18 protein-coding genes and 1 tRNA gene are annotated in these 22,885 nt (G+C 72.0%); 10 read left to right on the top strand and 9 right to left on the bottom strand.

Translation table 11 applies throughout. The features are described from left to right. Positions 1–147: 147 nt before the first annotated feature. From WMF22_RS17400 to asnB, 6 genes are all read left to right on the top strand, one after another. The gene (locus tag WMF22_RS17400; RefSeq protein ID WP_438036424.1) at positions 148–2,001 is read left to right on the top strand and encodes an NAD(P)/FAD-dependent oxidoreductase; all 1,854 of its coding nucleotides are present in this window, start codon (positions 148–150) and stop codon (positions 1,999–2,001) included. A 43-nt stretch (positions 2,002–2,044) separates the two neighbouring features. Further along, positions 2,045–2,944, top strand: a complete 900-nt coding sequence (locus tag WMF22_RS17395; protein ID WP_438036423.1) for a class I SAM-dependent methyltransferase — start codon at positions 2,045–2,047, stop codon at positions 2,942–2,944. Positions 2,945–3,017: 73 nt separating this feature from the next. After that, positions 3,018–3,203, top strand: a complete 186-nt coding sequence (locus WMF22_RS17390; protein ID WP_437300172.1) for a hypothetical protein — start codon at positions 3,018–3,020, stop codon at positions 3,201–3,203. A gap of 52 nt (positions 3,204–3,255) precedes the next feature. Continuing rightward, positions 3,256–5,073 (top strand): DUF692 domain-containing protein, encoded by a 1,818-nt coding sequence (locus tag WMF22_RS17385; protein WP_438036422.1) that lies wholly within the window; start codon positions 3,256–3,258, stop codon positions 5,071–5,073. A gap of 10 nt (positions 5,074–5,083) precedes the next feature. Then, positions 5,084–7,048: a glycosyltransferase gene (locus WMF22_RS17380; protein WP_438036421.1), complete on the top strand. Its 1,965-nt coding sequence runs from the start codon at positions 5,084–5,086 to the stop codon at positions 7,046–7,048. A 9-nt stretch (positions 7,049–7,057) separates the two neighbouring features. Then, complete coding sequence (gene asnB, locus WMF22_RS17375) at positions 7,058–8,824, top strand: asparagine synthase (glutamine-hydrolyzing) (protein WP_438036420.1); 1,767 nt, start codon at positions 7,058–7,060, stop codon at positions 8,822–8,824. Positions 8,825–9,515: 691 nt separating this feature from the next. Here the strand turns inward: asnB and WMF22_RS17370 are convergent. Then, a tRNA-Lys gene (locus tag WMF22_RS17370) sits at positions 9,516–9,591 on the bottom strand. Positions 9,592–9,783: 192 nt separating this feature from the next. On the opposite strand from WMF22_RS17370, the gene WMF22_RS17365 reads away from it, so the two are divergent. After that, positions 9,784–10,539 carry a S1 RNA-binding domain-containing protein gene (locus WMF22_RS17365; RefSeq protein WP_437300168.1) on the top strand — a complete coding sequence of 252 codons (756 nt, stop codon included), beginning with the start codon at positions 9,784–9,786 and terminating at the stop codon, positions 10,537–10,539. Between the two features lie 592 nt (positions 10,540–11,131). Further along, on the top strand, positions 11,132–12,730 hold the full coding sequence (locus WMF22_RS17360; protein ID WP_438036419.1) for a L,D-transpeptidase: 1,599 nt from the start codon (positions 11,132–11,134) through the stop codon (positions 12,728–12,730). A gap of 84 nt (positions 12,731–12,814) precedes the next feature. Here the strand turns inward: WMF22_RS17360 and WMF22_RS17355 are convergent, their stop codons facing one another. Then, on the bottom strand, positions 12,815–13,261 hold the full coding sequence (locus WMF22_RS17355) for an acyltransferase (protein WP_437300166.1): 447 nt from the start codon (positions 13,259–13,261) through the stop codon (positions 12,815–12,817). A 474-nt stretch (positions 13,262–13,735) separates the two neighbouring features. On the opposite strand from WMF22_RS17355, the gene WMF22_RS17350 reads away from it, so the two are divergent. Next, complete coding sequence (locus tag WMF22_RS17350) at positions 13,736–14,518, top strand: hypothetical protein (RefSeq protein ID WP_437300165.1); 783 nt, start codon at positions 13,736–13,738, stop codon at positions 14,516–14,518. 197 nt (positions 14,519–14,715) lie between these two features. Here the strand turns inward: WMF22_RS17350 and WMF22_RS17345 are convergent, their stop codons facing one another. Together WMF22_RS17345 and WMF22_RS17340 are read right to left on the bottom strand one after the other, a co-directional pair. Beyond that, positions 14,716–15,108: a response regulator gene (locus tag WMF22_RS17345; RefSeq protein ID WP_272098384.1), complete on the bottom strand. Its 393-nt coding sequence runs from the start codon at positions 15,106–15,108 to the stop codon at positions 14,716–14,718. A 208-nt stretch (positions 15,109–15,316) separates the two neighbouring features. Continuing rightward, positions 15,317–15,751, bottom strand: coding sequence for a DUF309 domain-containing protein (locus WMF22_RS17340; RefSeq protein WP_437300164.1), 435 nt, complete (start codon positions 15,749–15,751; stop codon positions 15,317–15,319). Between the two features lie 90 nt (positions 15,752–15,841). Between WMF22_RS17340 and WMF22_RS17335 the strand changes: the two genes are divergently transcribed. Next, positions 15,842–16,018 (top strand): hypothetical protein, encoded by a 177-nt coding sequence (locus WMF22_RS17335; RefSeq protein WP_437300163.1) that lies wholly within the window; start codon positions 15,842–15,844, stop codon positions 16,016–16,018. A 51-nt stretch (positions 16,019–16,069) separates the two neighbouring features. On the opposite strand, the gene hflX is transcribed toward WMF22_RS17335, so the two are convergent. The 5 genes from hflX to WMF22_RS17310 all read right to left on the bottom strand — a co-directional run bounded on the left by hflX (position 16,070) and on the right by WMF22_RS17310 (position 22,810). Next, complete coding sequence (hflX, locus tag WMF22_RS17330; protein WP_437300162.1) at positions 16,070–17,500, bottom strand: GTPase HflX; 1,431 nt, start codon at positions 17,498–17,500, stop codon at positions 16,070–16,072. Between the two features lie 242 nt (positions 17,501–17,742). Further along, the gene (locus WMF22_RS17325; RefSeq protein ID WP_437300161.1) at positions 17,743–19,662 is read right to left on the bottom strand and encodes a GAF domain-containing protein; all 1,920 of its coding nucleotides are present in this window, start codon (positions 19,660–19,662) and stop codon (positions 17,743–17,745) included. A 232-nt stretch (positions 19,663–19,894) separates the two neighbouring features. Continuing rightward, on the bottom strand, positions 19,895–21,316 hold the full coding sequence (locus tag WMF22_RS17320; protein WP_438036418.1) for a WD40/YVTN/BNR-like repeat-containing protein: 1,422 nt from the start codon (positions 21,314–21,316) through the stop codon (positions 19,895–19,897). Between the two features lie 35 nt (positions 21,317–21,351). Then, entirely contained in the window at positions 21,352–21,735 is a 384-nt protein-coding gene (locus WMF22_RS17315) for a FixH family protein (protein ID WP_437300159.1), read from the bottom strand. Positions 21,736–21,805: 70 nt separating this feature from the next. After that, on the bottom strand, positions 21,806–22,810 hold the full coding sequence (locus WMF22_RS17310; RefSeq protein WP_438036417.1) for a hypothetical protein: 1,005 nt from the start codon (positions 22,808–22,810) through the stop codon (positions 21,806–21,808). Between the last annotated feature and the right edge of the window lie 75 nt (positions 22,811–22,885).

The following is a 22,885-nucleotide window of genomic DNA, read 5'->3' as shown; positions in this document are numbered from 1 at the left end:
CGGCGCTACCCCACCATGGCGGCCAACTCCACGAGGCGCCCGGGGCGTCTCGTGTCCCCGCACACCTCGCGGCGGGCTCGATTTTACATCGAAGCTTCGGCCCTTCACTCGTCGGAGCGTCAACTCTAACCAGAGAGAATGAACAGTATGGAAGAGCGCTCATCGCAAGCCGACGTCGTGATCATCGGCGCGGGCATCGTCGGCCTACACAGCGCGATTCAGCTCGCAAAGCGCGGCTTCAAGGTCACGCTGGTCGACAGCGTTCGAGATCAGAAGCGGAGTTTCAAGGTAGGCGAATCACTCCTGATCTTCAGCAACATGTTCCTCCGAAACATCTCGGAGCTGGACGACTTCATCGACACCTCCTTCCCGAAGCACGGCGTGTGGTTTACCTATGGAATGGAGGGGACCACGAGCTTCGAGGACAAGCCCGAGTGGTCGGTTCAGAGCAGCATTCCCGCGGCGATGCGGGACGCCTACATCGACGGCAGAATGCTGAAGGGAATGATCGACGACGCGCAGATCGTTCGCCCGGAGGCCGAGGATCGGATGCAGGAGCTCGCTCGCGCGCATCCGAACGTGACATTCCTCGACACTGCGCGCGTCAAGGATGTCCATCTGGGGCGCGACGGAGGTATCCACGAGCTCGTCTGGCAGTGCCGCGCAACCCAGCGCTCCGGCACCGTCCGAGCGAAATGGGTCATCGATTGCTCCGGCCGCGCGCGTTTCCTCGCCAAGCGGCTGGGCCACGCCGCGGAGGACGTGGAGTTCAACGACGGGTTCCGGAACAGCGCGGTCTGGGCCCAGTTCTCGGGCATCAAGGACGAGATGTTCGGCGAGAACTGGCGGTACGTGTTTGGCGACGGCGCGGTGACCTCCCGCGATCTCAGCACGCTCCACCTCTGGGGAGACGGCTACTGGATCTGGGTCATTCGACTCAATGAGGAGCGCATCAGCATCGGGGTTAGCTACGATCAGAAGCGCGCGCCGCCGGGAAACAACTACAAGGAGAAGTTCTGGAACGTCATCCGGCGTTATCGGTTATTCGATGACATGCTGCGAGAAGACAACGTGCTGGAGTTCAACGTCTTCAAGAACTGCCAGCACTGCACCGACACCTACGTGAGCAACGAGCGATACGGCATCGCGGGCGACGCGGCCTCGGTCATCGATGCATATTACAGCCAGGGCGTCTCGCTGGCGCTCGTCACCTCGTGGCACATCGCGAACATCGTGGAGAAGGACCTGCGTGACGGCCACCTGGATCGTGATTACATCGAACGAGTGAACCGGTACACGAAGCAGGATTGGCACATGATGCGGAATATCGTGAAATTCAAATACACGGCCGCGATCATGGATCCTCGCTTCTTCCTGCTGTCTCATCTCCTCGACACGGTGATGTTCAGCGGCGCGGGCAGCGCGCGTTACAAGCTGTGCAAGTGGCTCGTCGAGACGGGAGGCGCGACCGCCGGCGAGACGCCGCGCCACAAGGCGCTCCGGGAGAGCTTGAGCAAGAGCCTGTTCTTCTCGAAGAACCCCTTTGTCTCGCCGGAGACGATCCGCAAGCTGCAGCACCGGTGGCAGGAGAAGCTCGCGGAGAGAGCGCAGTGGCGGCTGGCGCACGGGCTGAAGGTGTCCGGGCTGCGCTCGATCGTGCGCACGCCCGGCGGCCTGCTCCAGTTCTGGAAGCTCCCGTTCCTGAAGCCAGACGGCTTCGCCGACATCTCGCCGAGCGCGCTCAACGGGCTGCCGAAGGCGCTGTCGATCACGGGCGAGGAAGCGGACCCGGCGGTGCTTCACGCCGCGCCCCTGCTCATGGCCTGGGTGTTCATGAACATGTACGTCTATGATGGACTCTCGACGAGCGCGCTCAAGGCGCTCGTAGCGCTCGGGCTCGTCAAGGGCGAGGCATCGGCGCAAGCTTCCGGAACAACACAGAATGCGCCGCAGGGCATGGACGCGAGATCGAGCGAGTGCCCCGCCTCTCCCGGAACCTGACGGCCAGCCCGCTGCGCTACGCGCGGCGGAAGGAGCCCGTCCGATGACCGCTACGCGCCGAGTCGACTGGAACACGCCCGGCAATGCGGAGCAGTATGACCGTTATGTCGCCGCCCACCCGATGTACCAGGTGACGAGCCGCGCGCTCGTCGCCCTGTCCGATCTCGGCGCCGCGCGAACCATCGTGGATCTCTGCTGCGGCACCGGCGTTACGAGCGAGGTCGTGCTCGAGGCGGCACCGCACGCGCGGGTGATTGCGCTCGACGCCTCGGCGAGCCAGCTCGCGCTCGCGCGCAGCCGGATCACCGAGCCGCGCGCCAGCTTCGTCGAGGCCCTGGCCGAGGAGGTCGCGACGATCGTCGCGCCGCGCGTCGATGGCGTGGTGTGCAACGCCGCGGTCTGGCAGCTCAAACCGGCCGCGATCCCGGCTGTCTCTTCGCTGCTCGGCGCGGGAGGGCGCTTCGCCTTCAACTTCCCGGCGCCGTTCGCCCCCGAAGCCGTACGCGCGGCAGCCGCCGCCGAGGGCGTCGCGCCGCCGAAGGTCAGGTTCGAGTCGTCGCTCGAGCGCGCGATGCTCGACGAGGCCCGGCTCCGCTTCGGCTACTCCCCGCCGCCGAGGGGCAGCGCGCGCATCGCGGGATCGAGCCCGGCATTCGAGCACGGATTCTTTGCCGCGCTCGACCACGCCGGACTCGAAATCGTGGCGCGCACGCTCGCCGCGATCCAGATCTCCCCCGAGGCCGCGCTCGACTGGTATCTCGTTCCCGTGTTCCGCACCAATGTCCTACCCACGATGTCCGCGGTCGATAGCGAGGCGGTCCTCCGCGCGGCTTACGCTCGATGGCGCCCGTGCGCCGAGGAGACCACCGCGACCTGGCTCAATTGCCTCGCCGTGAAGAAACACGCCACGGGAGGAAATGAATACCCAGGTCGCAATCCTTGACACGCAGCCGTGCCTTGACGGGCATGGGAACAAGATGCTTCGATGCCATCCTGGCGTAACCAGGAGGTGGTCCATGCAGGTGAACGTCGAGAAGTCCGAGATCGTCGAGGGCCCTCGAGACGAGATGCAGCAGGACGAGAGCTTCGAGCTCAAGCTCGTCGACTGCGGCACCAACTACCAGAACGAGATCCTCCCTGACCGGAGCCTCCCGAGCTGTCTGAGCTGCTTCTGCGGCTCGGGGTGCTTCTGCGGCTCGTAAACCCGACCGACGGCCTCTGCGGGTACCCTCCAAAGCTCACCCCTCCTGGTCCGTGACCCTCCGCGAGATCCCAACGCTCGGAATCGGCATCGGCTACCGCAACGAGCTCCGCTCGTTCTTCGACGCTCACGCCCGCGAGATCGACTGGTACGAGCTGGTCGCGGATCGGTATTTCAGCTCGTTCCCTGAGAGCGCGGACTGGATCCATTCGTTCCGTGACGAGCACCGGCTCGTCCCGCACGGCCTCGATCTGTCGCTCGGCACCGACGAGCCGCTCGACCCGCGCTACAGCCGCGAAGCGGCGGAGTTGATCCGCCTGGTGCGCGCGCCCTACTACAGCGACCACCTGTGCATGACCCAGGCTGGAGGGATCCAGCTCGGGCACCTCACGCCGCTGCCCTTCACCCGCGCGGTGGCGCGCCGGGTGGCCGACAAAGCCAAGGCCATCCAGCAGATCCTCGGCGTCCCGCTCCTGCTCGAGAACATCGCCTATTCCTTCGTGCTGCCCGGCGAGATGTCGGAGGTCGCCTTCGTCTCCGAGGTGGTCGAGCGCGCCGACTGCGGGGTGCTCCTCGATCTCACGAACCTCTACATCAACGCGACCAACCACGGATACGACCCGTACGACTACCTCCGCCGGCTCCCGCTCGAGCGCGTGGTGCAGGTGCACCTCGCCGGCGGGGAGCGGCACGGGGGCCGCTGGGTCGACACCCACAGCCAGCCGGTCGATGTGCACCCCGAGGTCTGGGCGCTGCTCGAGCGGGTGGTGAGCTGCGGCGCGCTCAAGGGTGTGCTGCTCGAACGCGACCAGAATTTCCCGTCAGATCCGGAGGAGATCGTGAAGGACCTCCGCCACGCGCGGGAGATCTTCTCGCGCGCCAGCGACACGGGCGCGGCCGCGGGCCGGGGGGCCGCCCCGGCGCGGCATACGCCCGAGATCGGGCGTTCGCTCGATCAGGGCGATCTCCTCGTGGGCTCGCCCGGCGCCGCGGATCGGATCGCATTCCAGGTAGCGTTCGCCCGGCTGCTCGTCGAGCCGCAGCTCCGCGCGCGGTTCCTCGCGCACCCCCACGACGTCGCGCGAGAGCTGGGGCTCCCCGAGGACGCCGTCGAGGCGCTGTGCCACCCGGGCCCGGACGGGCTGGGGGCGTTCGCCCACCAGCTCGAGTCGAAGCGTTTCCGGCTGATCAGCCGCCTGTCTCCCGCGCTGTGCAGGCTGCTCGAGCGCCTCGGCGCGATCGCGCACGTGCAGCGCGAGTTCTCGCGCCGCCGCCCGCCCGTCGAGTCGCCCGAGCACGCGAGCCGCACGATCCGCGACGCCTACTGGGTCCAGGAGGTCGCGCTTGAGCTCGTGCAGGAGGGCGGGATCGAAAGCGAGCTCGTAGAGGACGTTACGCGGTTCGAGCAGGCATTGCTCGAACTCACCACGAACCCGGATGCCGTCGCGTCGGCCCGCAGCTGCGATTCGCTCCGCGCCTCCGCCCAGGAGCTCTCGACGGCCGGGCTCCTCGACGGGTACCCTGCGGCCGGCCGGCACGCGTTCGTGCGTCGCTTCGCATCGCAGATCATCTGGGTCATCCGGGCAATCATGGAGGATCAGCCGCTCGACGCGCCGCCGCGGCACCCGACGTCGGTGCTGTTCGTCAAGCAGGTGGGGCTGCGGAACGTGCTTTACTTCGAGATCAACGCGCTCACCGAGCAGCTGATCGCGCTGTGCGACGGCGAGCGCACGACGCGCGAGATCATCGCGCGCCTCGGAGAGCGCTTCCGCTCGCTCGCCGGCCCTCCCGGCGCCGACAAGACGGTCGACATGCTGCGGCTGCTCATCGCGAGGAATGCGCTCGTGGTGCGGCCGTCGCTCGAGATGTGAGGCGCCCGCGGTGAAGCTCTGTTTGCTCATCAAATACCCGCCCATCCAGGGGGGAGTCAGCGCGCAAGGCTACTGGATGGCCCGCGCGCTCGCCGAGCTCGGGCACGACGTGCACGTCGTGTCGAACGCGGACGAGGTCGAGCCCGAGTACCGCATTCAGCTGGACCCGGAGGACCGCGCGCGCCTCGAACCGGAGGGCGGGCCCGGGCACGTCCAGCTCCACCCGCCCGAGGCGATGTCGCGCAAGCTCGCCCATATCCCGCAGGCGAACCCGTTCGTGTCGAAGCTCGCCGGACGCGCCGTCGACGTGATCCGGCGCCACGGCTGCGAGCTCGTCTTCGCCTACTACTTCGAGCCGAACGGCGTCGCCGGTCACCTGGCCGCGACCTGGGCCGGCGTGCCGCTCGTTCTCCGGCACGCCGGCAGCGATCTCGGCCGGCTGATGCTCCAGCCCGATCTCGCGCCGACCTACACGGAGATCGTCCGGCGCGCCGATGGGATCATCAGCGGCAACCGGTTCCCTTTGCTCGCCATGGGCGCGCCCGCCGAGGCGATCTACAGCGTGCCCCCGTACTACCTGCCAGCCGAGCACTTCGGCCCGCACGTGCCGCCGCTCGACGTCGATGCGACCGTCGCGTCGCTGAAGCGGCTCTCGCCTGCGGTGATCAGCCCCGGCCCGTACGATCCGGCGGTGCCGACCGTCGGGATCTACGGCAAGGTCGGCGAGCTCAAGGGCTCCTTCGACCTCGTCGCGGCGCTCTCGTCCCTCAAGCGGCGCGGCCGCGCCTTCAACTTGCTGGCGCTCACCCAGGGGCGGGAGCTCGAGCCCTTTCGCCGCGCGGTCGTGGACGCGGGGCTCGCCGATTGCACCTGGATCCTCCCCTTCATCCCGCACTGGCGCGTCGGGCAGTTCATCCGGGCCTGCACGGCGGTCTGCTTCCTGGAACGTGACTTTACCATCTCCTTTCATGCGCCGTCCGTGCCGCGCGAGGTGCTCGCGTGCGGCACCTGCCTCGTGCTCTCGGGCGAGATCCTCGAGAAGCAACCCTGGAAAGACCAGCTGGTGGACGGGGAGAGCTTTCTCCTGGTCCCCGACCCCAAGGACATGCACCGCCTGGCCTCGGCGCTGGATCGCGTCGTCACCGATGCCGAGGGCGCCCGGGCGATCGGCCGGCGGGGCGGAGCCGTCTCGGTCCGCCGTGCGTCGGCGGAGGAGCTGGGGAGGGCCTACGAGCAGGTCTTCCTCGACGTCCTGAGGCGGCGCGCCGCCGCGCCGGTGGCGCCGCCGCCGCCCGTGGAGCTCGTCGAGCAGGTCGCGGATCTACGGACGATGCTGCCGATGCTGCCCAAGGTCCTCGGCGACGAGCCGTTCGCCGCGCTCGCCGCCGAGGTCCTCGCGGGCCGGCCGGCGACCCGGCCGGCCCGCGCCGAAGCGGACGCGTTGCTCTCGGCCGCGGCCCGCGCCCTCGCCGGTTCGCCGCTCGGCGAGGACGCGATCGCCTTCTCGCGGCACCTCCTGTGGATGGGCTGGCCCGTCGACGGAGAGCCGGTCGCCCGCCCCTTCGGCGAGCACGCCGACGCCCTGGTCCTGCGTAGTGAGCGCTCGGACATCCTGGGGCTCCGTCCTCTCCGGAGCGCGTGCGCCAAGGTCGTGCGGTTCGAGCATCTGCCCGAGTCGCACGTCTCGCCCAGGGCGACCCGGCAAAGCGGCCCGTCCGTCGTCCTGTTCAACAAGCAGGCGAACTTCCTCGGCCACTATTTCCTCGTGAACGACCGCGTGGGCGCGCTCCTCGATCGCTGCGACGGCAGCGCCACGGTCGCGGAGCTCTGTGCCGCCGAGGCCGCCGCGCGGGGACCAAGGGAGGCGACCGCGGAGGCCCAGAAGGCCGTCCTCGGCGCGCTCCGGCGCCTGTACCGCAGCCGCGTCCTCCTCTTCCTCGATGCTCCCGCGCTCCCTCCAGCGGCGGAGGCCTAGGGCGTCGCCGTGTGCGGGGTGGTCGCCATGTTCGGCTCCGCGGATCGCGCCGCGCTGGTCGCGATCACCGACCGCCTGCGCCACCGGGGCCCGGATGATTTCGCCGTGCACGTCGAGGGCTCCGGAGGGCTCGGCCATACCCGGTTGAGCCTGCTGGATTTTGCGGGCGGAGCGCAGCCGCTCCGCAGCCCCCGCTCCGGACGCCTCATCGCCTACAACGGGGAGCTCTACAACCACGAGGAGCTCCGCGATGAGCTCCGGCGCGCAGGCGCCGAGTTCGCCTCGCGCTGCGACACCGAGGTGGTGCTCGCCGCCTACGATCACTGGGGTCCGGCGTGCGTCGAGCGGTTCGACGGCATGTTCGCCTTCGCGGTGCTCGAGCCCGATCGCCTCGTCGTGGCCCGCGACCGGTTCGGCATCAAGCCCCTGTTCGCGTACACGGCCCTGGACGGGCGGTTCGTGGTGTTCGCTTCCGAGGCGCGCGCGCTCTTCGCGCTCGATGCGGTCTCGACCACGCTCGACCGCGCCGCGCTGCTCGAGACGGTCGTCCTCGGCCATCCGCTCGAGGATCGGACGCTGTTCCGCGATATCAAGCGGTGCCCGCCGGGCCACGTGATCGAGGTCCGGCGCGATCCGGAGTCGGGGCGCATCTCCACCGTGCTGCTCCATGCGCTGCCCGATCCGGCGGCGGACGGACCGTGCGCGGGCGAGGACATCGATGTCTCGCCGGTGGTAGACCGCTGCGTCGAGCTCCTGGACGTGTCTGTCCGGCAGCAATGCGTCGCCGATCACCCTGTCGGGGTGCTGCTATCAGGCGGGCTCGACAGCTCGATCCTCGCGGCGCTCGCGGCCCGCCATAGCCGGCGGCTGGTCACGGCGACGATCGGGACCGAGGAGGACGAGGAAACCGCCGCGGCGGCCGCGGTGGCGCGCGCGCTCGGGAGCGCGCACCGGACCATGCTGCTCGGCTTGGGAGACTGCCTGACCGGGCTCCCGACGCTGGTTGCGTCGCTGGCTGCCCCGACGGGGTACTCGCTGCTCGAGTCGGTCTGCCCCGCGATACGGCGGGAGGTGAAGGCCGTGCTCTGCGGGGACGGGGCGGACGAGCTGTTTGCCGGGTACCTGGTGCATGTCGCGCCCGACCGCTGGCGTGGGTTCGCCCAGGGCCGGCTTGACCACGTGGCGGCCAGCGGCGCGCTGCCCGCCGCGGAGCGCGGGCCGCTCGACCGCTTCCTGGCGGGTCTCGAGGCCGCCACCGTGGAGGAGCGGCGCGCTCGCGTATACGAGGCCTACTTGCGCAACCAGCTCAGCGTGGGTCACCTCGAGCGGTGGGATCACCTCAGCATGGCGGCGGGCCTGGAGATCCGCGTGCCGTACCTGTGCAACGGCCTCTCGCGGCTGCGCCGCGAGCTCGGATGGCCGGCGCTGCTCGACGGAGCCGAGCAGAAGCGGCTGCTGAGGGAGGTCGCGCGCCGGGTGCTGCCGCCGGAGGTCGCGCGGCTCGTCTTGGGCCGCCGGAAGCGGCCCTTCTGGGAGGCGTCCCGCGGCGTGATGCCGGCGTACCACGCCTTCGCCGAGCGCCTGGTCCCGGCGGAGCTGCGCCGCGCGCACCCGTTCGCGCGCTACTTCCACGGCGTGGAGGCGCAGCTTCATTTCGATCTGTTCGTCCTGCTCTTCGTGGGCCACCGCGGGCAGGTGCCGGCAGGGTTCGAGCTGCAGTCGCTCTACGAGGAGCGCTCCGGGCTGCGCGAGATGCTCGCGGCGGCCTCGGCCTGATCCTGCAGCGTGGCAGCCGGCGGAACCTCATTTTTGGGGCCTGGCCTCCGGCGGGGTTGGCGCCCCATCGCCTTGAGGCGACGGTCCTTCCTGGGCGGGTTCGAGAGCCCCCGAAACGGGGGAGCGACGACGGCGTGTCCATGGCGTGCACCTCGGACAGAAAGGGATCGTGGGGGCGCTCGGAGCGCGCCCTCGTTCGCCTACTCGCGCAAAAGAGCCCGCGGGCCCGACACCTCATCGGTCGATTTTTCCTGTGCCGTCTCGTGTTGACGGACTTGCTGTCGCGGGAGCAAGGGCGCCTGTTGCTGGGCCGCCAAAACGTCGATGGTAAGGCCGTCACCAAGCTGAAGCCGAGCAAAGTTCTGGGCTACGAGGAGCTCCCAACGACGCGGCGGCTTCCGAGGTTCGCGGCTCGACATTCGACGGAGTCACGTTCGAGGAGGCGACGAAGCTCGACGCCGAGATGATCAAGGAAAGGTTCTCAGCATCGAGGCGGCGGACGTGCAAGCGACCATCTGGTCGGCTCGGCGGGCGGCACCTGGCGACCCCCCAGATCTACGCCACGTCATCCGGGAGGACCTCGTAGCCACGATCGGCCTGCTCGGAGGCGACGGTAACAGGACGATAACGCCTCTCCGAGCACTCGCTGATGTGCTCTTCTCGGCGAGCGAAATCTTCAACGATTTCGCTGTGGTGGGTCGACAGGGACTCGAACCCTGGACCTACGGATTAAAAGTCCGCAGCTCTACCGACTGAGCTATCGACCCGATCCAGCGGCCGCGGAAGCTAGCAGAAGCCCCTCGCAGGTTCCACCTTTCCGTTCCCGCCGCCTCCCTGCTCTCCGCTCCCTCCGCCCCCGCCCTGCTCTCCGCCTCCCTCCCCCTCCTCCCGCCTCTCCCCTCGCTTCCCGCTCACCGCCGCCTTCCTCGCGCCCTCGCCTCGCGCTATGAGGTCGCGCCATGTCGTCGTCACGCCCTTCCGCCGCCTCCAAGGAATCGTTCGCTTCGCTCTTCGAGCAGTCCGAAGGAGCTGGCAAGCAGCGCCGCCGCCAGTACCACACGGGGGAGACCGTCGAGGTGACCGTGGTCGCGATCGCTCGCGAGGCGGTCTTCGCGGATCTTGGCGGCAAGCAGGAGGGCATGTTCGAGCGCGTCGCGCTCGCCGACGGCGACGGCAAGCTCCGTGTTGCGGTCGGCTCGCGCGTCTCGGCCGTGGTCGCCGGCGTCGACTCGGGCACCGGCCAGGTGCGCCTCACGCCGGTCGTCGTGCGCGCGAGCGACGACGGCGACGGCGGGACGTCCCTCGCGGTCTCCGCGCCTGCCGCGGGCGGCGCGCCGCTGCTCGTCGAGGGAGCGCGGGTCAAGGGCAAGGTGACGGGCATCGAGCGTTACGGCGTCTTCGTCCAGATCGCGGGCACCTCGGGCCGCTCGGGCCGCGGCCTCGTCCCGACGGCCGAGACGGCGACGCCTCGCTCCGCCGACCTGAAGAAACACTTCACGGTGGGGCAGGACGTCGAGGCGAAGATCCTCAACGTGGACGAGTCCGGCAAGATCCGCCTCTCGATCTCCGCGCTCCGCGTCGACGAGGAGCGCGGCCAGTTCGAGTCGTACGCCAAGGGCGAGCGCTCCGGCGGCGGCAACGACAAGGGCGCCAAGCCTGCGCCTCGCAACTTCGGCACGCTGGGTGACCTGCTCGCGAAGAAGGTCAAGCGCTAGCGCCTCGTCCCCCCCTCGTCCGGTCTCCCTCTCCCCCGCCCGTCTCCCTCTCCCGCCTCTCCTCTCCCCCTCCTCACGCCGCCGGCAGGAGATTGCATCTCCCCCTCGGTTCAGCCTACACCTCGCCCGCTCAGCCCTCGCGGCTCCAGCTTCGGCTTCCCGTCGCCCGCTGGCTCGCTGGCCCGCGCGCCTTCGCACCTCGGGCCTGGGTGTCCCTGCCTCCGCCTTCGCGTCGATGCCTTCCCTCGCTCGAGCCTCCGCCCCCGCGTCGCTGCCCGCACCGCAGCGCGCTCCGCGCACGCGCGCGCGCCCCCGCGTCGGCTCTCGCGCCACGGCGCCCTCCCGCTCGCTCTCCGGCGCCCTGCTCCGCGCTGGCGCTCTCGCTGTCGCCTTCGCCGGCGCCTCCCCGCTCGTCCTTTCGGTCACGGCCTGCTCTCCGTCCCAGGATCCGCCCGGCAGGGCCACCGACGATCACCGCTCCGGCGCCGCTCAGGCAACCGCCCCGCTCGCCACCGGTGCCGCCCTCGCCGTCCCGGGTCTCCCGTCGGCCGAGCCGCTGGCCCCCTCTCCTGGATCCGCCGCGCCGGACGCCGTGTCCCCCGCGTCGCTCGCGTCGCCGGCCGCCGCATCACCGTCCTCGAAGGAGGCCACGCTCCCGGGCCGGGGCGCGAAGATCGCCAGCATCGCGATGCGCACCTGGATCTACGTCGCTCCCGACGAGCGCTCGACGAAGCTCGGTTACCTGCGCGCCGGTGCGGTCGTCGATCGGGCCGAGCTCCCGGCGGGCACCGACGGATGTGCCGGCGGCTGGTACCGGATCGCGCCGCGCGGTTACGTCTGCGTGGGCAAGGGCGCGTCGCTCGCGCTCGAGCACCAGGTGGTCGCCGCCGCCGTGCGCGGCCCGCGCCGGGGTGCGCCGGTACCTTATCACTACGTCATGTCGGGCTCGCCCCCGCCGCACCTGTACTTCCGGCTCCCGACCGTCGAGGATCAGCGCCGCGTCGAGGGGTCCAAGCTCGGCGTCCACCTCGCCCGCGCCGCTGTCGCGCCCTCGTCGTTGCCGCTCGATCCCGTGCCGGAGTTCCTCCTCGCCGGGCGGGATCTCCCCAAGCCGTACGGCGCGGAGGAGAAGCTCCACTACTCGGTGCACACGGGCCGCACCAAGGAGAGCTCCGCCTTCGGCCTGATCACGACCTTCGAGTGGACCAACCGCCGCTTCGGCCTCACGACCGAGCTCGACCTCATCCCGCTCGATCGCACCCGCCCCGCGCGCCTCAGCGCGATGCGCGGCGTGATCATCAAGGATCTCGACGCCGAGGGCGCCGAGGTCCCCGCGAGCGCATCCGACACGGCATCCCCGGCCGGCGCGGCGTCGTCAGCATCCCCCACGCCCTCGGCCGCCCCGACGCCCGCCGCCGCTCCACCGGCCGACTCCGCGAGCTTCTCCATCGCCGAGCTGCCCGCCGACGAGCTGCCTCCCGCGCCGCCCGGCACCGATCCCCGCCCCGATCCCGCCTTGAAGGGCGCCCCTGCCTTCGTCCGCGTCCACGGCACCACGCGGCAGCGCCCCTCCGCGTCGGGCCGCGCGCTCGTCAACGCGGGCCTCGCGCCGCACCGCTCGGGGTGGGTGCTCACCGGCCGCACGCGCGGCGGCGCCAAGGGGCTGGTCGAGACGACCGAGGGCTCATGGCTCGCCGCCGACCACCTCGTCATCGCCGAGCTGCGCAAGGACCCTCAGGGGTTCGCGCGCGCCGGCAAGAAGTGGATCGACATCTCGATCCGCCGCCAGATGCTCGTCGCTTACGAGGGCACGCGCCCCGTGTTCGCGGCGCTCATCTCCAGCGGTCGCAGCGGCATGGCCGATCCCGAGGAGACCGACGCCACCGTCCGTGGCTCGTTCTACATCCACGCGAAGCACGTCTCGACCACGATGGACGGCGATGACGAGGCGTCCGAGGCGGCGTTCGATCTGCGTGACGTGCCGTACACCCAGTACTTCCACGGCGGTTACGCGCTACATGGCGCGTACTGGCACGACGAGTTCGGCAAGGCGCGCAGCCACGGCTGCATCAACCTGGCCCCTGCCGACGCGGCCTGGCTCTTCGAGTGGACCGAGCCCGCCGTCCCGCCCGAGTGGCACGGAGCGATGAACACCGAGGGCGGCGGCACGCTCGTCTATGTGCATGGCTGACCCGGCCCAGCTCGCCAGGTGCATCTGGCAAGCTGGGCGGGAGGCCTGCTCACCCGACCGCTGCTGACCCTCCCGTCCGTCCCGTTACTGACAGGACGCCGGCATCTGCGCGCCGACCAGGAGGCCGCGCAGGGTCGAGAGCGCTTGCCGCCCCTGCGGGGAGTTCGCCAGGCCGTCGCACGCCGAGGCGGCCGCGAGGTAGCCGCCCTGCTGCTCGGGCGGGGCCGACTTCGCGTTCTGGCGCAGCGCCGCGCAGCACTTGCGGATCCCGCTGGGATCGCCCGTGCCGACCACCTTCTTTCCAGCGTCCGCGTCCGCCGCGTCGGCGTCCGCCGCAGCCGCCCCGGCGTCCTCTTCGGGCATGATCTGCGTCGTGGGGGTCGGCGTCGGGGCCGGCGTCGGCACGACGGGCGCCGAGGGCACCGGCGGCACGTCGTCCTCTTCCTTCTTGGGGCACCCGCTGGTGACCAGAGCCACTGCAAGGGGGAACATCAGCGCCCCCAGAACCGTGAAGAGCCGTGTAGGTTTCATCTCACCTCAAGTATCCGATTCGCGTTTGCGTGGGAACTTCTGTTCGACGAGGAACGCCCCGATCGCAACCAACTTCCCTGAGCGCACGCGGTCATGAGGCCCGCCGGCTGCACGCCCTCGGCGATCCGAGCGGCCAGAGTATGGGCGTCACGTGCCCGCTCGCAAGATCGCGAAGGCCGCCGACGGGCGCGCTTCAGGTGCTCCCCGACCTCGGTAGCAGGCGCGTGCGTCGCGGCGAACACGGCGAGCGCGACGGACGCGAGGCACACGGCGAACGCGGCGAACGCCGGCGCGCGCGCGGGGCGGAATCGCTCGCGACGCTCGGCGACGGCCGCCGATCAGCGTGCGCCGGGGCGCGCGGCGGGCCCAAGCACGCGCGCGTGTGCATGTCCAAATCTCGAAAGGACACGCCGACCGGCCGGCGCAGGCGCGCGACTCCAGCGCTCGACCGATACGGCTGAAGCGGGAGCAACCATGAAGTACACGCAGCACGAGGAGTGGACGAACGAACCGCGAGCCGCCTCCACCAGCCCCGGAGAAGACACATCGGTCTCGTTCTCGGTGGACGCGCCCTCGCTGGACGCGCCCTCGCTGGACACGCCGGCTATCACGGAGGACGCCGCCGTCACGACCCCGCCCGCGGCGCGCGCCGCGCGCGAGGAGCGCGACGTGTCCTCGGGGCAGATCGACCTCACCGCGCTGAAGGCCGGCGAGGAGGGCGCCCGCCCCCAGGTCCTCGACCTCTTGCCGATCTTCCCGTTCGGCGAGCCGCCCGCGTCCGCACCCGTGCCCGAGGCGCCGGCGCTCGACGTGCCGGCGCACGCGTGGCGCGCCCGCTCGATCGCCGTCCTGCTCGCAGGCGCAGCCGCGATCGCGGCCCTCACGGCGGGCATCTCTGCCCCGGATGCCGCCGCCACCGGCCCTCGCGCGGCCGCCGGCCTCGCCGCCGCCGCCCGCGCGGTCGAGGCGCGGTTCCCGCGCGTCGAGGCGCCGCGCGTCGAGGCGCCGCGCGTCGAGGCGCCCGCCGAGCGCGCGCGGATCGCGCCTCCTGCCGAGCGCGACAGCTCTGGCTTGACGCCCGACGGCGTCGCCGCCTCGCAGCGCGCGCCGGAGAAGCGTGTACGGGCCACGGGCGCAGCCGCGCCGACGCGCGCCAAGCCAGGCCCTACGGCGCCGAACACGACCGACCGCCGCGCTCCCACCGACCCGTGCCGCGGCGACCTCCTCTGCGCGATGCGCCGCGCCACGGGCGGCTGATCCGCCGCCGAGCCCCTCGGCGGCTCCACGGCGGCCTGGGTCGGGCCCATGCCGGCGATGCACCCGCTCAGACAGCGCGCCGGGCTCACGCCCGGCGAGACCCCGCTCAGATAACTCGTTCAGGCAACGCGCCGGGCGCGCGCCCGGCACGACCCCGCTCAGGCGGCGCGCCGGGCCCGCGCCGGGCCCGGACCCGCTCAGGCGGAGGCCGGGCTCGGGCCGGGCGGGCACCCCGCGTGCGCCGCGATCGAATCGAGCAGGCGGTTCAGATCGAACGGCTTTGCGACCGACGCGCACGCGCCCACCTCGCGGGCCCAGGTGCCGGCGTCCACAGCGGCCGTCATCACGAGGATGGGCGCGCGCGGACCAGGACACGACGCGTACGCGCGGGCGAACCCCCAACCGTCCATCACCGGCATGCGCATGTCGAGCAGGATGAGATTCGGCCGGTTGCGCTCCAGCAGCGCGAGCGCGGCCTCGCCGTCGCTCGCCGAGAGGACGTCATAGCCCTCCTCCTCCAGCGTGATCTCGAGCATTTCCCGGATCTCCTGGTCGTCGTCCACGATCAGGATCTGCTTGCGCCGTGTCACGCGGCTCCTTTCGGTTTGCAGCTTGGCCCGAGGCTCGGCGCTCGCCGTCCCCTCCACTCCGGTTCCACAGTACCCGTCTGCCACGATATCCCCCCACACGGGCGCTTCCCATGCGCGAACACCACTCAGGCAAACGATGTCACGCCCGCGTCCCATGTCGCACGCGACGAGCGCAATATCGACTGCGGAGCCCGTTCGGGTCAGACGCTCACGCCCGCGAACGCGCCCCGGACGGCGAGGGCGGCGCGACATCACCCGCGATCTCCATCCTGGGCAGAAGCGAGGCGTCGATCTCGGTTCTCTCTCCGCTCGCGAGCTGCTCGATCACGCCTGCTGCGCGGGTGATGTCGTCGACGAGCAGCGGGATCGCCAGCCCGCCCATGCCATCCGGCGTGCTTGCGAGCCGAGCGCGCGCCTTGTCGAGCAGGCGCAACGCCCCCGGTGGGCTCCGCATCCTCGTGAGCTTGTGCATGGCCGCGGCGACGAGGATGAGCCCCTGGAGAAACGTCTTCCTCACCGGGTCCGGCTCGCCTCGCCACCCGGACTCCCACAGCTCGTGCGCCTCGAAGAACCGCCCTGCGCGGTAAGCCTCCAGCCCGCGTTGGACGATCGCTTCGAGCGCGGCGTCGGTGGAGGAGCTCATGGCGCAAAGCGACAGCGGGGAGCGGAGCGTACCACCGTACCACGCGCCCCGGACGCAGGCGCTCCGGCGCTCCGGTGCTACGCTCGGCGCGTGCAGCGGTGGATCCTCGTCGCGGTGATTGCTGGGCTCCACCTCCTGGCCTTCGCGATCGGCCTCCTCCTGCGCCGCCGCAGGCGGCGGCGGCGGCTGGAGGTGGAGGCCGACGAGGCGCGCGCCATCGCCGCGCACGCCGACGCCGCGCGCGCCCGCGCCGCCCGCCCGCGCTGATCCCGCTCGCCCGCGCCGAGGCCACGCGCGCCCGCGCCGGCCGCCGCCCCGTCAGCGCGCGAGCAGGCTGCGCAGCCGATCGAGCGCCGCCGCGTGCGCCCGCACCGAGAGCCGGCCGCCGACGTCGTCGTACTCCTCCGAGAGCACGCGCGCGTTCTCGTAGATCTCCCCGATGAGGCTCTGCTTCGCGTACGGCAAGAGCAGCTCGGCCTCCACCATCGACTGCTCGAAGAACGCGATGATCGCCTCCCGCAGCGCCGCCACGTCATCCGGGATCTTCGCCGACAGCTGCGTCGCCTCGGGGAACTCGAGGCGCAGCGCGTCCCGCTCCTCCTCGGAGAGCCGGTCCACCTTGTTCAGCAGGAGCCGGCTCGGCACCTCGCTGGCGCCGATCTCGGAGAGCACGCCGCGCGTCACCGCGAGCTGATCGCGGAACGTCGGATCCGACGCGTCGGCCACGTAGAGCAGGAGCGACGCCTCGAGCGCCTCGTCCAGCGTCGAGCGGAAGCTCGCCACGAGATCGTGCGGCAGCTTCTTGATGAAGCCGACCGTGTCCGAGACGAGGATCCGCGGGCGCACCTCCGGGTGGAGCGCGCGCACCGTCGTGTCGAGCGTCGCGAACAGCTTGTCGGCGACGAGCACCTCGCTGCCCGTCAGCGCCCGCATCAGCGACGACTTCCCCGCGTTCGTGTAGCCGACCAGCGCGACGCGGCGCTGCCCTTGCCGGAGCGCGCGGCGCGTCGACTGCTCGCGCTGGACCGCGGCGAGCTCCTCCTTCAGCTCCGCGATGCGATCGCGGATCTTGCGCCGATCGAGCTCGAGCGCGCTCTCGCCGGCGCCCTTGCCGCCGATCCCGCCGCGCTGCCGGTCCCCGCCGCCGCCCGTCTCCCGGAGCCGCGGCGCGACGTAGTTGAGCCGCGCGATCTCGACCTCGAGCTTCGCCTCCCGGCTCCGCGCGTGGCGGTGGAAGATCTCGATGATCACGCCCGCCCGGTCGAGCACCTGCGCGCCCGTCGCCCGCTCCAGGTTGCGCGCCTGGCTCGGCGAGATGTCGTGGTCGACCGCAACGACCGTCGCCAGGCGCGCCGCTTGCCCGGCGCCGCCCGCGCGCGGCTCCGCGCCGCCGTCGTCGCCCGCGTCGTCGCCGTCGTCTCCGCCGAGCTCGACGTCGTCCTCGTCGCCCTCACCGCTCTCTGCGGCCCGGCGCGCGCGCGCTTTGTTCTTCCGCTCCGGCGCGCCCGAGGGCACGACGCCGCTGCCGCCCGTGAGCTCCGCGAGCTCCCTGAGCTTGCCCTCCCCGAGCACCGCGGCCGCCGCGAGCGCGCTGCGCCGCTGCGATACGGTCGCGATCACGTCGAAGCCGAGCGTGTGCACGAGGCGGCCGAGCTCGGCCAGATCGGCGGCGTGCTCTACATCGTCGACGCCGGGGAGCTGCACCCCGACGAGCACAGCGAGGGGACGTTCTTGGTTGGTGGTGGTCATACGGTCGTGTGCGAAGGCGGGAGCTTCGCCTCATCCACCCCCGCGACGCAAGCCGCCGCGCGCTCGCCCACACCTCGCCGCGTCGCCTCGGACGAAACCGCCGGGCGCGCTCCGGCGAACCGCCGAGCTCTCCCCGACGCGGGCCACGAGGGCGGGCAGGGACAGCCCGACGCCGGCGGCGGGCGTCGCCTTCCGGGCACGCCCGAGGCGCGCGCGTCACATCCCGAGGCGCACGAGCGGCGTCACTTCGCTCGCGCCGCTTCGCCGTGCAGCCGCGCGCTCTCGATGGCCAGCGACGCGAAGCGCCCGAGCTCCGCGGCCACGCCCCTGTCGTCTTGCCGGAGCTCGCGCTCCACGGTCCAGAGGCTCAGCAGGCCGAGCTTGCGGCCGCGCGCCGCGAGCGGCACGAGGATCGCCGAGCGGGCGCCGAGCTCCCGCAGCGCCGAGAGGTGCTCCGGCCCGCGGGCGATCCGCTGCAGCCACGGATCGGTGACCAGCGGGATCAGCGTCGCCTCCCTGCGGGCCGTCGCCTCGGCCAGCGAGGCGGTGTCGCCGAGCAGCAGCGGCGGGTGCTTGAGCAGCCTCGGCAGGAGCGCCCGCGCCTCGGGAAGGCGCGCGGACGCGACGAGCCGCGGGGAGCCGCCGTCGTCGAGATCGAGCGCGCAGAGGTCCGCGAAGCGCTCGCCGCCGAGGCGCACCACCTGCTCGATCGTCCCGTCGTGGTCGAGCGACTCCGCCATCAGCGCGCTCGCGTCGAGCAGGATCTGCCGCGCGCGCTCGGCCTTCCTGAGCTCGGTCACGTCCTCGACCGTCATCACGGCCGCGGTGATGCGCCCGTCGGCGTCGCGCACGGGGGCCACGCTGAAGCTCCCGAGGCGGCGCTCTCCGTCCGCGCGGACGAACTCCATCTCGTCGCGGGAGACCGTCTCGCCGCCGTGCAGCGCCCGGTGGAGCAGCCAGCGCGCGCGCTGGTCGTCGTCGGTCTCGCTGAGCAGCGTCCGCAGCGGCGCGTTGCTCGGGGTCTCCTCGGGGCCGCGGACGATCTCCGCGAACCGCCGGTTGTTGAGCGCGACGGCGCCCGACGTCCCCTCCGCGACGACCACGCCGACCGGGAGCCGCTGGATCGTCGCCTCGAACCGGCCACGCTCCGCGGCGAGCTGCTCGCGCAGCTGGGCCTGGGTCGCGAGCGCGGCCGCGCGCTCGGCCGCCTTCTTGAAGAGCAGCCGGTCCCCTTCGGAGAACTCCGCCACGCGGCGGGAGCTCACGACCGTGACGCCGACGAGGCGGCCCTCCGAGAGCATCGGCACGCCGTAGAGCGCGTGGAGCGCGTCGCTCGGGCGCTCGCTCTGCGCCCCCGACTCCGGCCCCGCCGCGCCGCCCCCGGCGTCGGTGGCCAGCGGATCCGGCGCGGCCGAGCGCAGCGCCACCGGGCGCCGCTCGCGGACCACGCGCCCGACGAAGCCCTCCGCCAGCCTGTAGGCGCGCAGGCCCCACAGCGCCTCGTCGACGCCGATGCCGGCGCGGATCCGCAGCACCTCGCCCTCGAGCAGCAGCATCACCGCCCAGTCGACCGACCGCGCCGACTCGACGAGCACCTCGACCAGCCGCCGCAGCAGCCGATCGATGTGGACGTTGCCCATGCCCTCGGCCGAGACGCGATCGAGCGCGCCGAGCGCGCGCTCGCGCAGCGCGGCGCTCCGCGTCGCCGGATCGATGATCACCTGATCGAGCACCTCGTGCAGGATCGTCATCTCGACCCACGACGGCTGCGTGCCTGTCCGCTCGAGCATCCGGAGCACGCAGCGGCGCAGCACCGAGTACTGCGCGGCCACGTCCTCCAGCTCGAACCCGTCGCGGAGCTTGTCGAGCACGCGGAAGCCGAGCAGCGGCTCGGGGAACTCGACCGACACCGACTCGACGCCGCTCCACGCGTCCTGCTCCTGGTCGCCCGGCGGCGCAGCGGCGGCGGACACGGCCGCCTCGAGGCGCTCGGCGAGGCGCGCGAAGATGGAGGGCAGCTCCTCGCGCAGCGCGATGTAGCCGGGGGACTGCTCACCCGGCGCGCGGCGACGCTCGGCGCGCTCCCATGCCTCCAGGATCTCCGCGCTGTGAGCGCGCAGGAAGACGGCGAGCGGCGATCTGGGAAGGTCTCTAGGGGCCATTCACGCGCTGGCCGGAGCCGCGACACCCTCAGTCTACGCCAGCCCACGAGGACGTAGATCCAGAAACGAACCGCCGGCGGCTTGCCCGTCCGGCGCCCCCGCGGACGGCGCCGCGTCGGTCCGCCCTCGCCGTCCGTACCCTCCTGCCCGCGCCATGCGAGCGCGCTTCCATAAGCGGTTATGTCGCGCTCGCCTGCACGCCTGCGCCGTCGCGCTCGCCTGCGTCGCCGCGCTAGCGAGCGCGCCGGCGCCGCCGCGCGCTCGCGAGGCCCGCCGCGAGCGCGAACCCGATCGCGCCGCTGGCGGGCGGCGCCGCGTCCTCGCCCCGCCCCGCGCCTGCCGCGCCGATCTTGCACCCGCACCCGTCCGACGCCTCCGCTGGCGGCGGCTCGGATCCCCCGCCGCCGCCGCCGCCGCTGCCGGTCGCCGCGGCGCCGTCGCACTGCTGCGAGCCGATGGTGAGCGCCGTCGCACCCCACAGCGGAGCGCAGGTCGAGGTCGCGCCGCTCTCCGGCGCGCACTCGATCGGCCCGCAGAGCCCGTCGAGGTGCAGCAGCGCGGAGAAGCTCTCGCCGTCGTCGATCGATCGGCCCACCGTGAAGCCGTCGGCGAACTCGTCGCCGCAGGCGAAGAGCGCCTCGGCGGTCCAGGTCAAGCACCGCGCGCCGACGTCCGAGATCTTCTCGAACTCGAGCGACGCGGCCGGCGCGCGCCAGATTCCGTCCTGGGGCCCGCCCACGATCACTATCGCGCCGTCCGGCGAGAGCGCGAAGCCGAGGAGGTCGCCGGCGCTCTCGAAGGCGGTGGTGAAGCTGCGCCCTCCGTCCTTCGAGACGAGCAGCGCGTCGGTCGGATCGCCGTCGAGCCGCACGTAGACGATGTCGGGGTCGACGGGATCGATCGCGCCCAGGAACGGCAGGCGCATGTCGTCGCTCCCCGGGATGTCGAGCCGCTCCCAGGTCGCGCCGCGATCGTCGGTGCGCTGGAGGGCCCCGGCGTAGTCGGGCGCGCCGTAGCGGCCGCTCACGTAGACGCGCGCGCGGTCCGAGGGGGCGGCGTCGACCGTGTGGGCGAGGAAGTCGTCGGGCAGATCGACGCCGGCCTTCGTCCAGCTGTCCGCGTTGTCGCTCGTCTCCCAGAGCTGGGTCAGGAACTGGCCCGCCCCGAGCCCCGCGCTGACGACGAGCACGGCACGGGAGGGGTCCTCGCGATCGGCCGAGAGGTCGATGACGTAGCGGCTCATCAGATCGCCCTGGGCGAACGACCAGTCGCAGCCGCCGTTCTTCGACGCGCTGAGGCCGTCGAAGACGCCGGCGATGATCGTCCCGTCGGCCAGGAAGGCGAGCATCGGATCCTCGTTCCCGCCGAAGCCGACGACCGGCTCGCAGATCCAGCGCCAGCGCTCGCCGCCGTCGTGCGTGGCGAGCAGGCCGTAGGTCGCGCGGACCATGAGGCGCGACGGGTCGCTCGGGTGCGACGCGATCAAGCCTGCGGCCGGAAAGCGGCCGTTGGCCGAGGCCGGCGCGGAGAGCGCAGCGACCGAGAGCAGCGCCGCGACCGAGAGCAGCGGCGCCGCGCAGGACGAGAGGGGGCCGCGCCGCCGCGCGCCTGGCCCGCTGTGGGGGTGACGCGTCGGCGCAGGGAGGGCTCGCACGGAGCGTTCTGTAGGGGCTCGCACGAGGGGTGAGCCTAGTGGACGTCGAACTCGAATGCCGCCTCGTCGATGAGGGACGAGGTCAGGGCCCGGCATTGCACGTCCCAGAGGCCCCCCATCCCGAAGGGCACGTCGGCGATCTCGTACACGCCGGGCTCGATCTCCGTGCCCTCGTGCACGGACCCGTGCCCCATGCCGGTCATGCTGGCGTAGCAGCGGAGCTTGATCCGCTGCGCCGGGTCCCGCGAGTCGGTCCAGGTGAGCCGCACGTGGAAGGTGTTGAAGCCTCGCTTGATCGGCTCGGTCGACTCCACAGCGAACTCGATGCGCCCGTTCGCACCGACGTCCAGCCGGTGGCCGTCGTCCGGCTCCACGTCCCGGGATCCGCAGCCCGCCGGCGAGAGGACGGCGAGCGCCACGAGGAGTGCGGCGCAGGCGCGCGCCCAGCGGCGCCCGCGAGGTGACTTCGGCGAAGGCTGTTCACGAGGTTCAATCACGTCTTCCCCACACGTAGCGAAGGCCTGCGGACAGGGCGGCGAACGCGCCCTCGTTGCGGCCGATCCCGGAGATCGGCACGTCCACCTGGAGGTTGCCGACGGCGGTCCAGCGCGCGCCGACGTCGTGGGCCAGCACGGCGAGCAGCGCCGTCCGCGCGCGCTCCTTTCCCATGGGATTGCGGGGGCCCGGCCCAGGCTCATCCTCGCTCGGCGCGCCCTCGCGCTCGTGGAGCGCGCCCACGGTGAGCGAGGCGCCGGAGGGCCACGAGGGCCCCGCCGCGGCGAGGATCTGCACGCGGGGCGCGGACCGCGCCGCGTCGCCGTCAGGGAGACGGTGGCTGGTGCGGACGCTCGTCGAGGCGGCGAGCAGCGCGTGGAACGAGCCCCACGACTTCTCGAAGACCATCCCCGGCCGGATCTCGGCCACCCCGAGGCCGGTCGTGTCGGCGCCGGTGATGTCGACGCTGTCGACGCCCATCGCGCGGGCGCCGGTCGCGCCGCTCACGCCGGCGTCGAGCGGCGCCGCCCCGGTGCTCGGGCCGCGCCCGGTCGGGAGCGTCACGCCGAGCGTGAACGCGGCGGACGGGATCCACGGCGACGCCGCGCCGTCGATAAGGTCGATCCTGACTGCCGCGCCCAGGTCACCCGGCCCGCCGCCGGACGACGTGGCGCCGAGCCCCACCCCGCTCCAGGTGACCATCATCGGCACGGACACGGCGAGCTGGAGGTGATCCCCGGCCCGCACCAGCCACCCGGCCTCGGCCTTCAGCTCGCGGTGATAGACGCCCTCGCCGGACGCGTCGAAGCCTCCGTCCACCGCCCACGCCCCGAGCTGCTCGCTGAGCCGGACGGAGAAGCTCGCCGCGGCGCGCTCCGAGGGAGCGAGCCACTGGGCCATGCCGTGCCCCGCACCGCAGCAGGCCGACGCGCGCGCGGCCCTCGGATGCACCGCGAGCGACAGCAGGAGCACCACACCGGCGACGGCTCTGGCCAGCACGGCCGCTCCTATAGGCGAGGCTCCTGCCCTGCGCCAATGCGACACGTTGTCGCGCGGAGGGCGCCTGATCTCGGT

Source organism: Sorangium sp. So ce204, from assembly GCF_051526795.1.
In the GTDB taxonomy this organism is placed as follows: Bacteria; Myxococcota_A; Polyangia; order Polyangiales; family Polyangiaceae; genus Sorangium; species Sorangium cellulosum_B.
This window is presented reverse-complemented; position numbering and strand designations above follow the sequence as displayed.

What these genes read in the sequence shown, in the direction of transcription:
- WMF22_RS17400 (WP_438036424.1), top strand. Translation starts at nt 148, where the DNA reads ATGGAAGAGCGCTCATCGCAAGCCGACGTCGTGATCATCGGCGCGGGC.
- WMF22_RS17395 (WP_438036423.1), top strand. Translation starts at nt 2,045, where the DNA reads ATGACCGCTACGCGCCGAGTCGACTGGAACACGCCCGGCAATGCGGAG.
- WMF22_RS17390 (WP_437300172.1), top strand. Translation starts at nt 3,018, where the DNA reads ATGCAGGTGAACGTCGAGAAGTCCGAGATCGTCGAGGGCCCTCGAGAC.
- WMF22_RS17365 (WP_437300168.1), top strand. Translation starts at nt 9,784, where the DNA reads ATGTCGTCGTCACGCCCTTCCGCCGCCTCCAAGGAATCGTTCGCTTCG.
- WMF22_RS17355 (WP_437300166.1), bottom strand. Translation starts at nt 13,261, where the DNA reads ATGAAACCTACACGGCTCTTCACGGTTCTGGGGGCGCTGATGTTCCCC.
- WMF22_RS17350 (WP_437300165.1), top strand. Translation starts at nt 13,736, where the DNA reads ATGAAGTACACGCAGCACGAGGAGTGGACGAACGAACCGCGAGCCGCC.
- WMF22_RS17340 (WP_437300164.1), bottom strand. Translation starts at nt 15,751, where the DNA reads ATGAGCTCCTCCACCGACGCCGCGCTCGAAGCGATCGTCCAACGCGGG.
- hflX (WP_437300162.1), bottom strand. Translation starts at nt 17,500, where the DNA reads ATGACCACCACCAACCAAGAACGTCCCCTCGCTGTGCTCGTCGGGGTG.
- WMF22_RS17325 (WP_437300161.1), bottom strand. Translation starts at nt 19,662, where the DNA reads ATGGCCCCTAGAGACCTTCCCAGATCGCCGCTCGCCGTCTTCCTGCGC.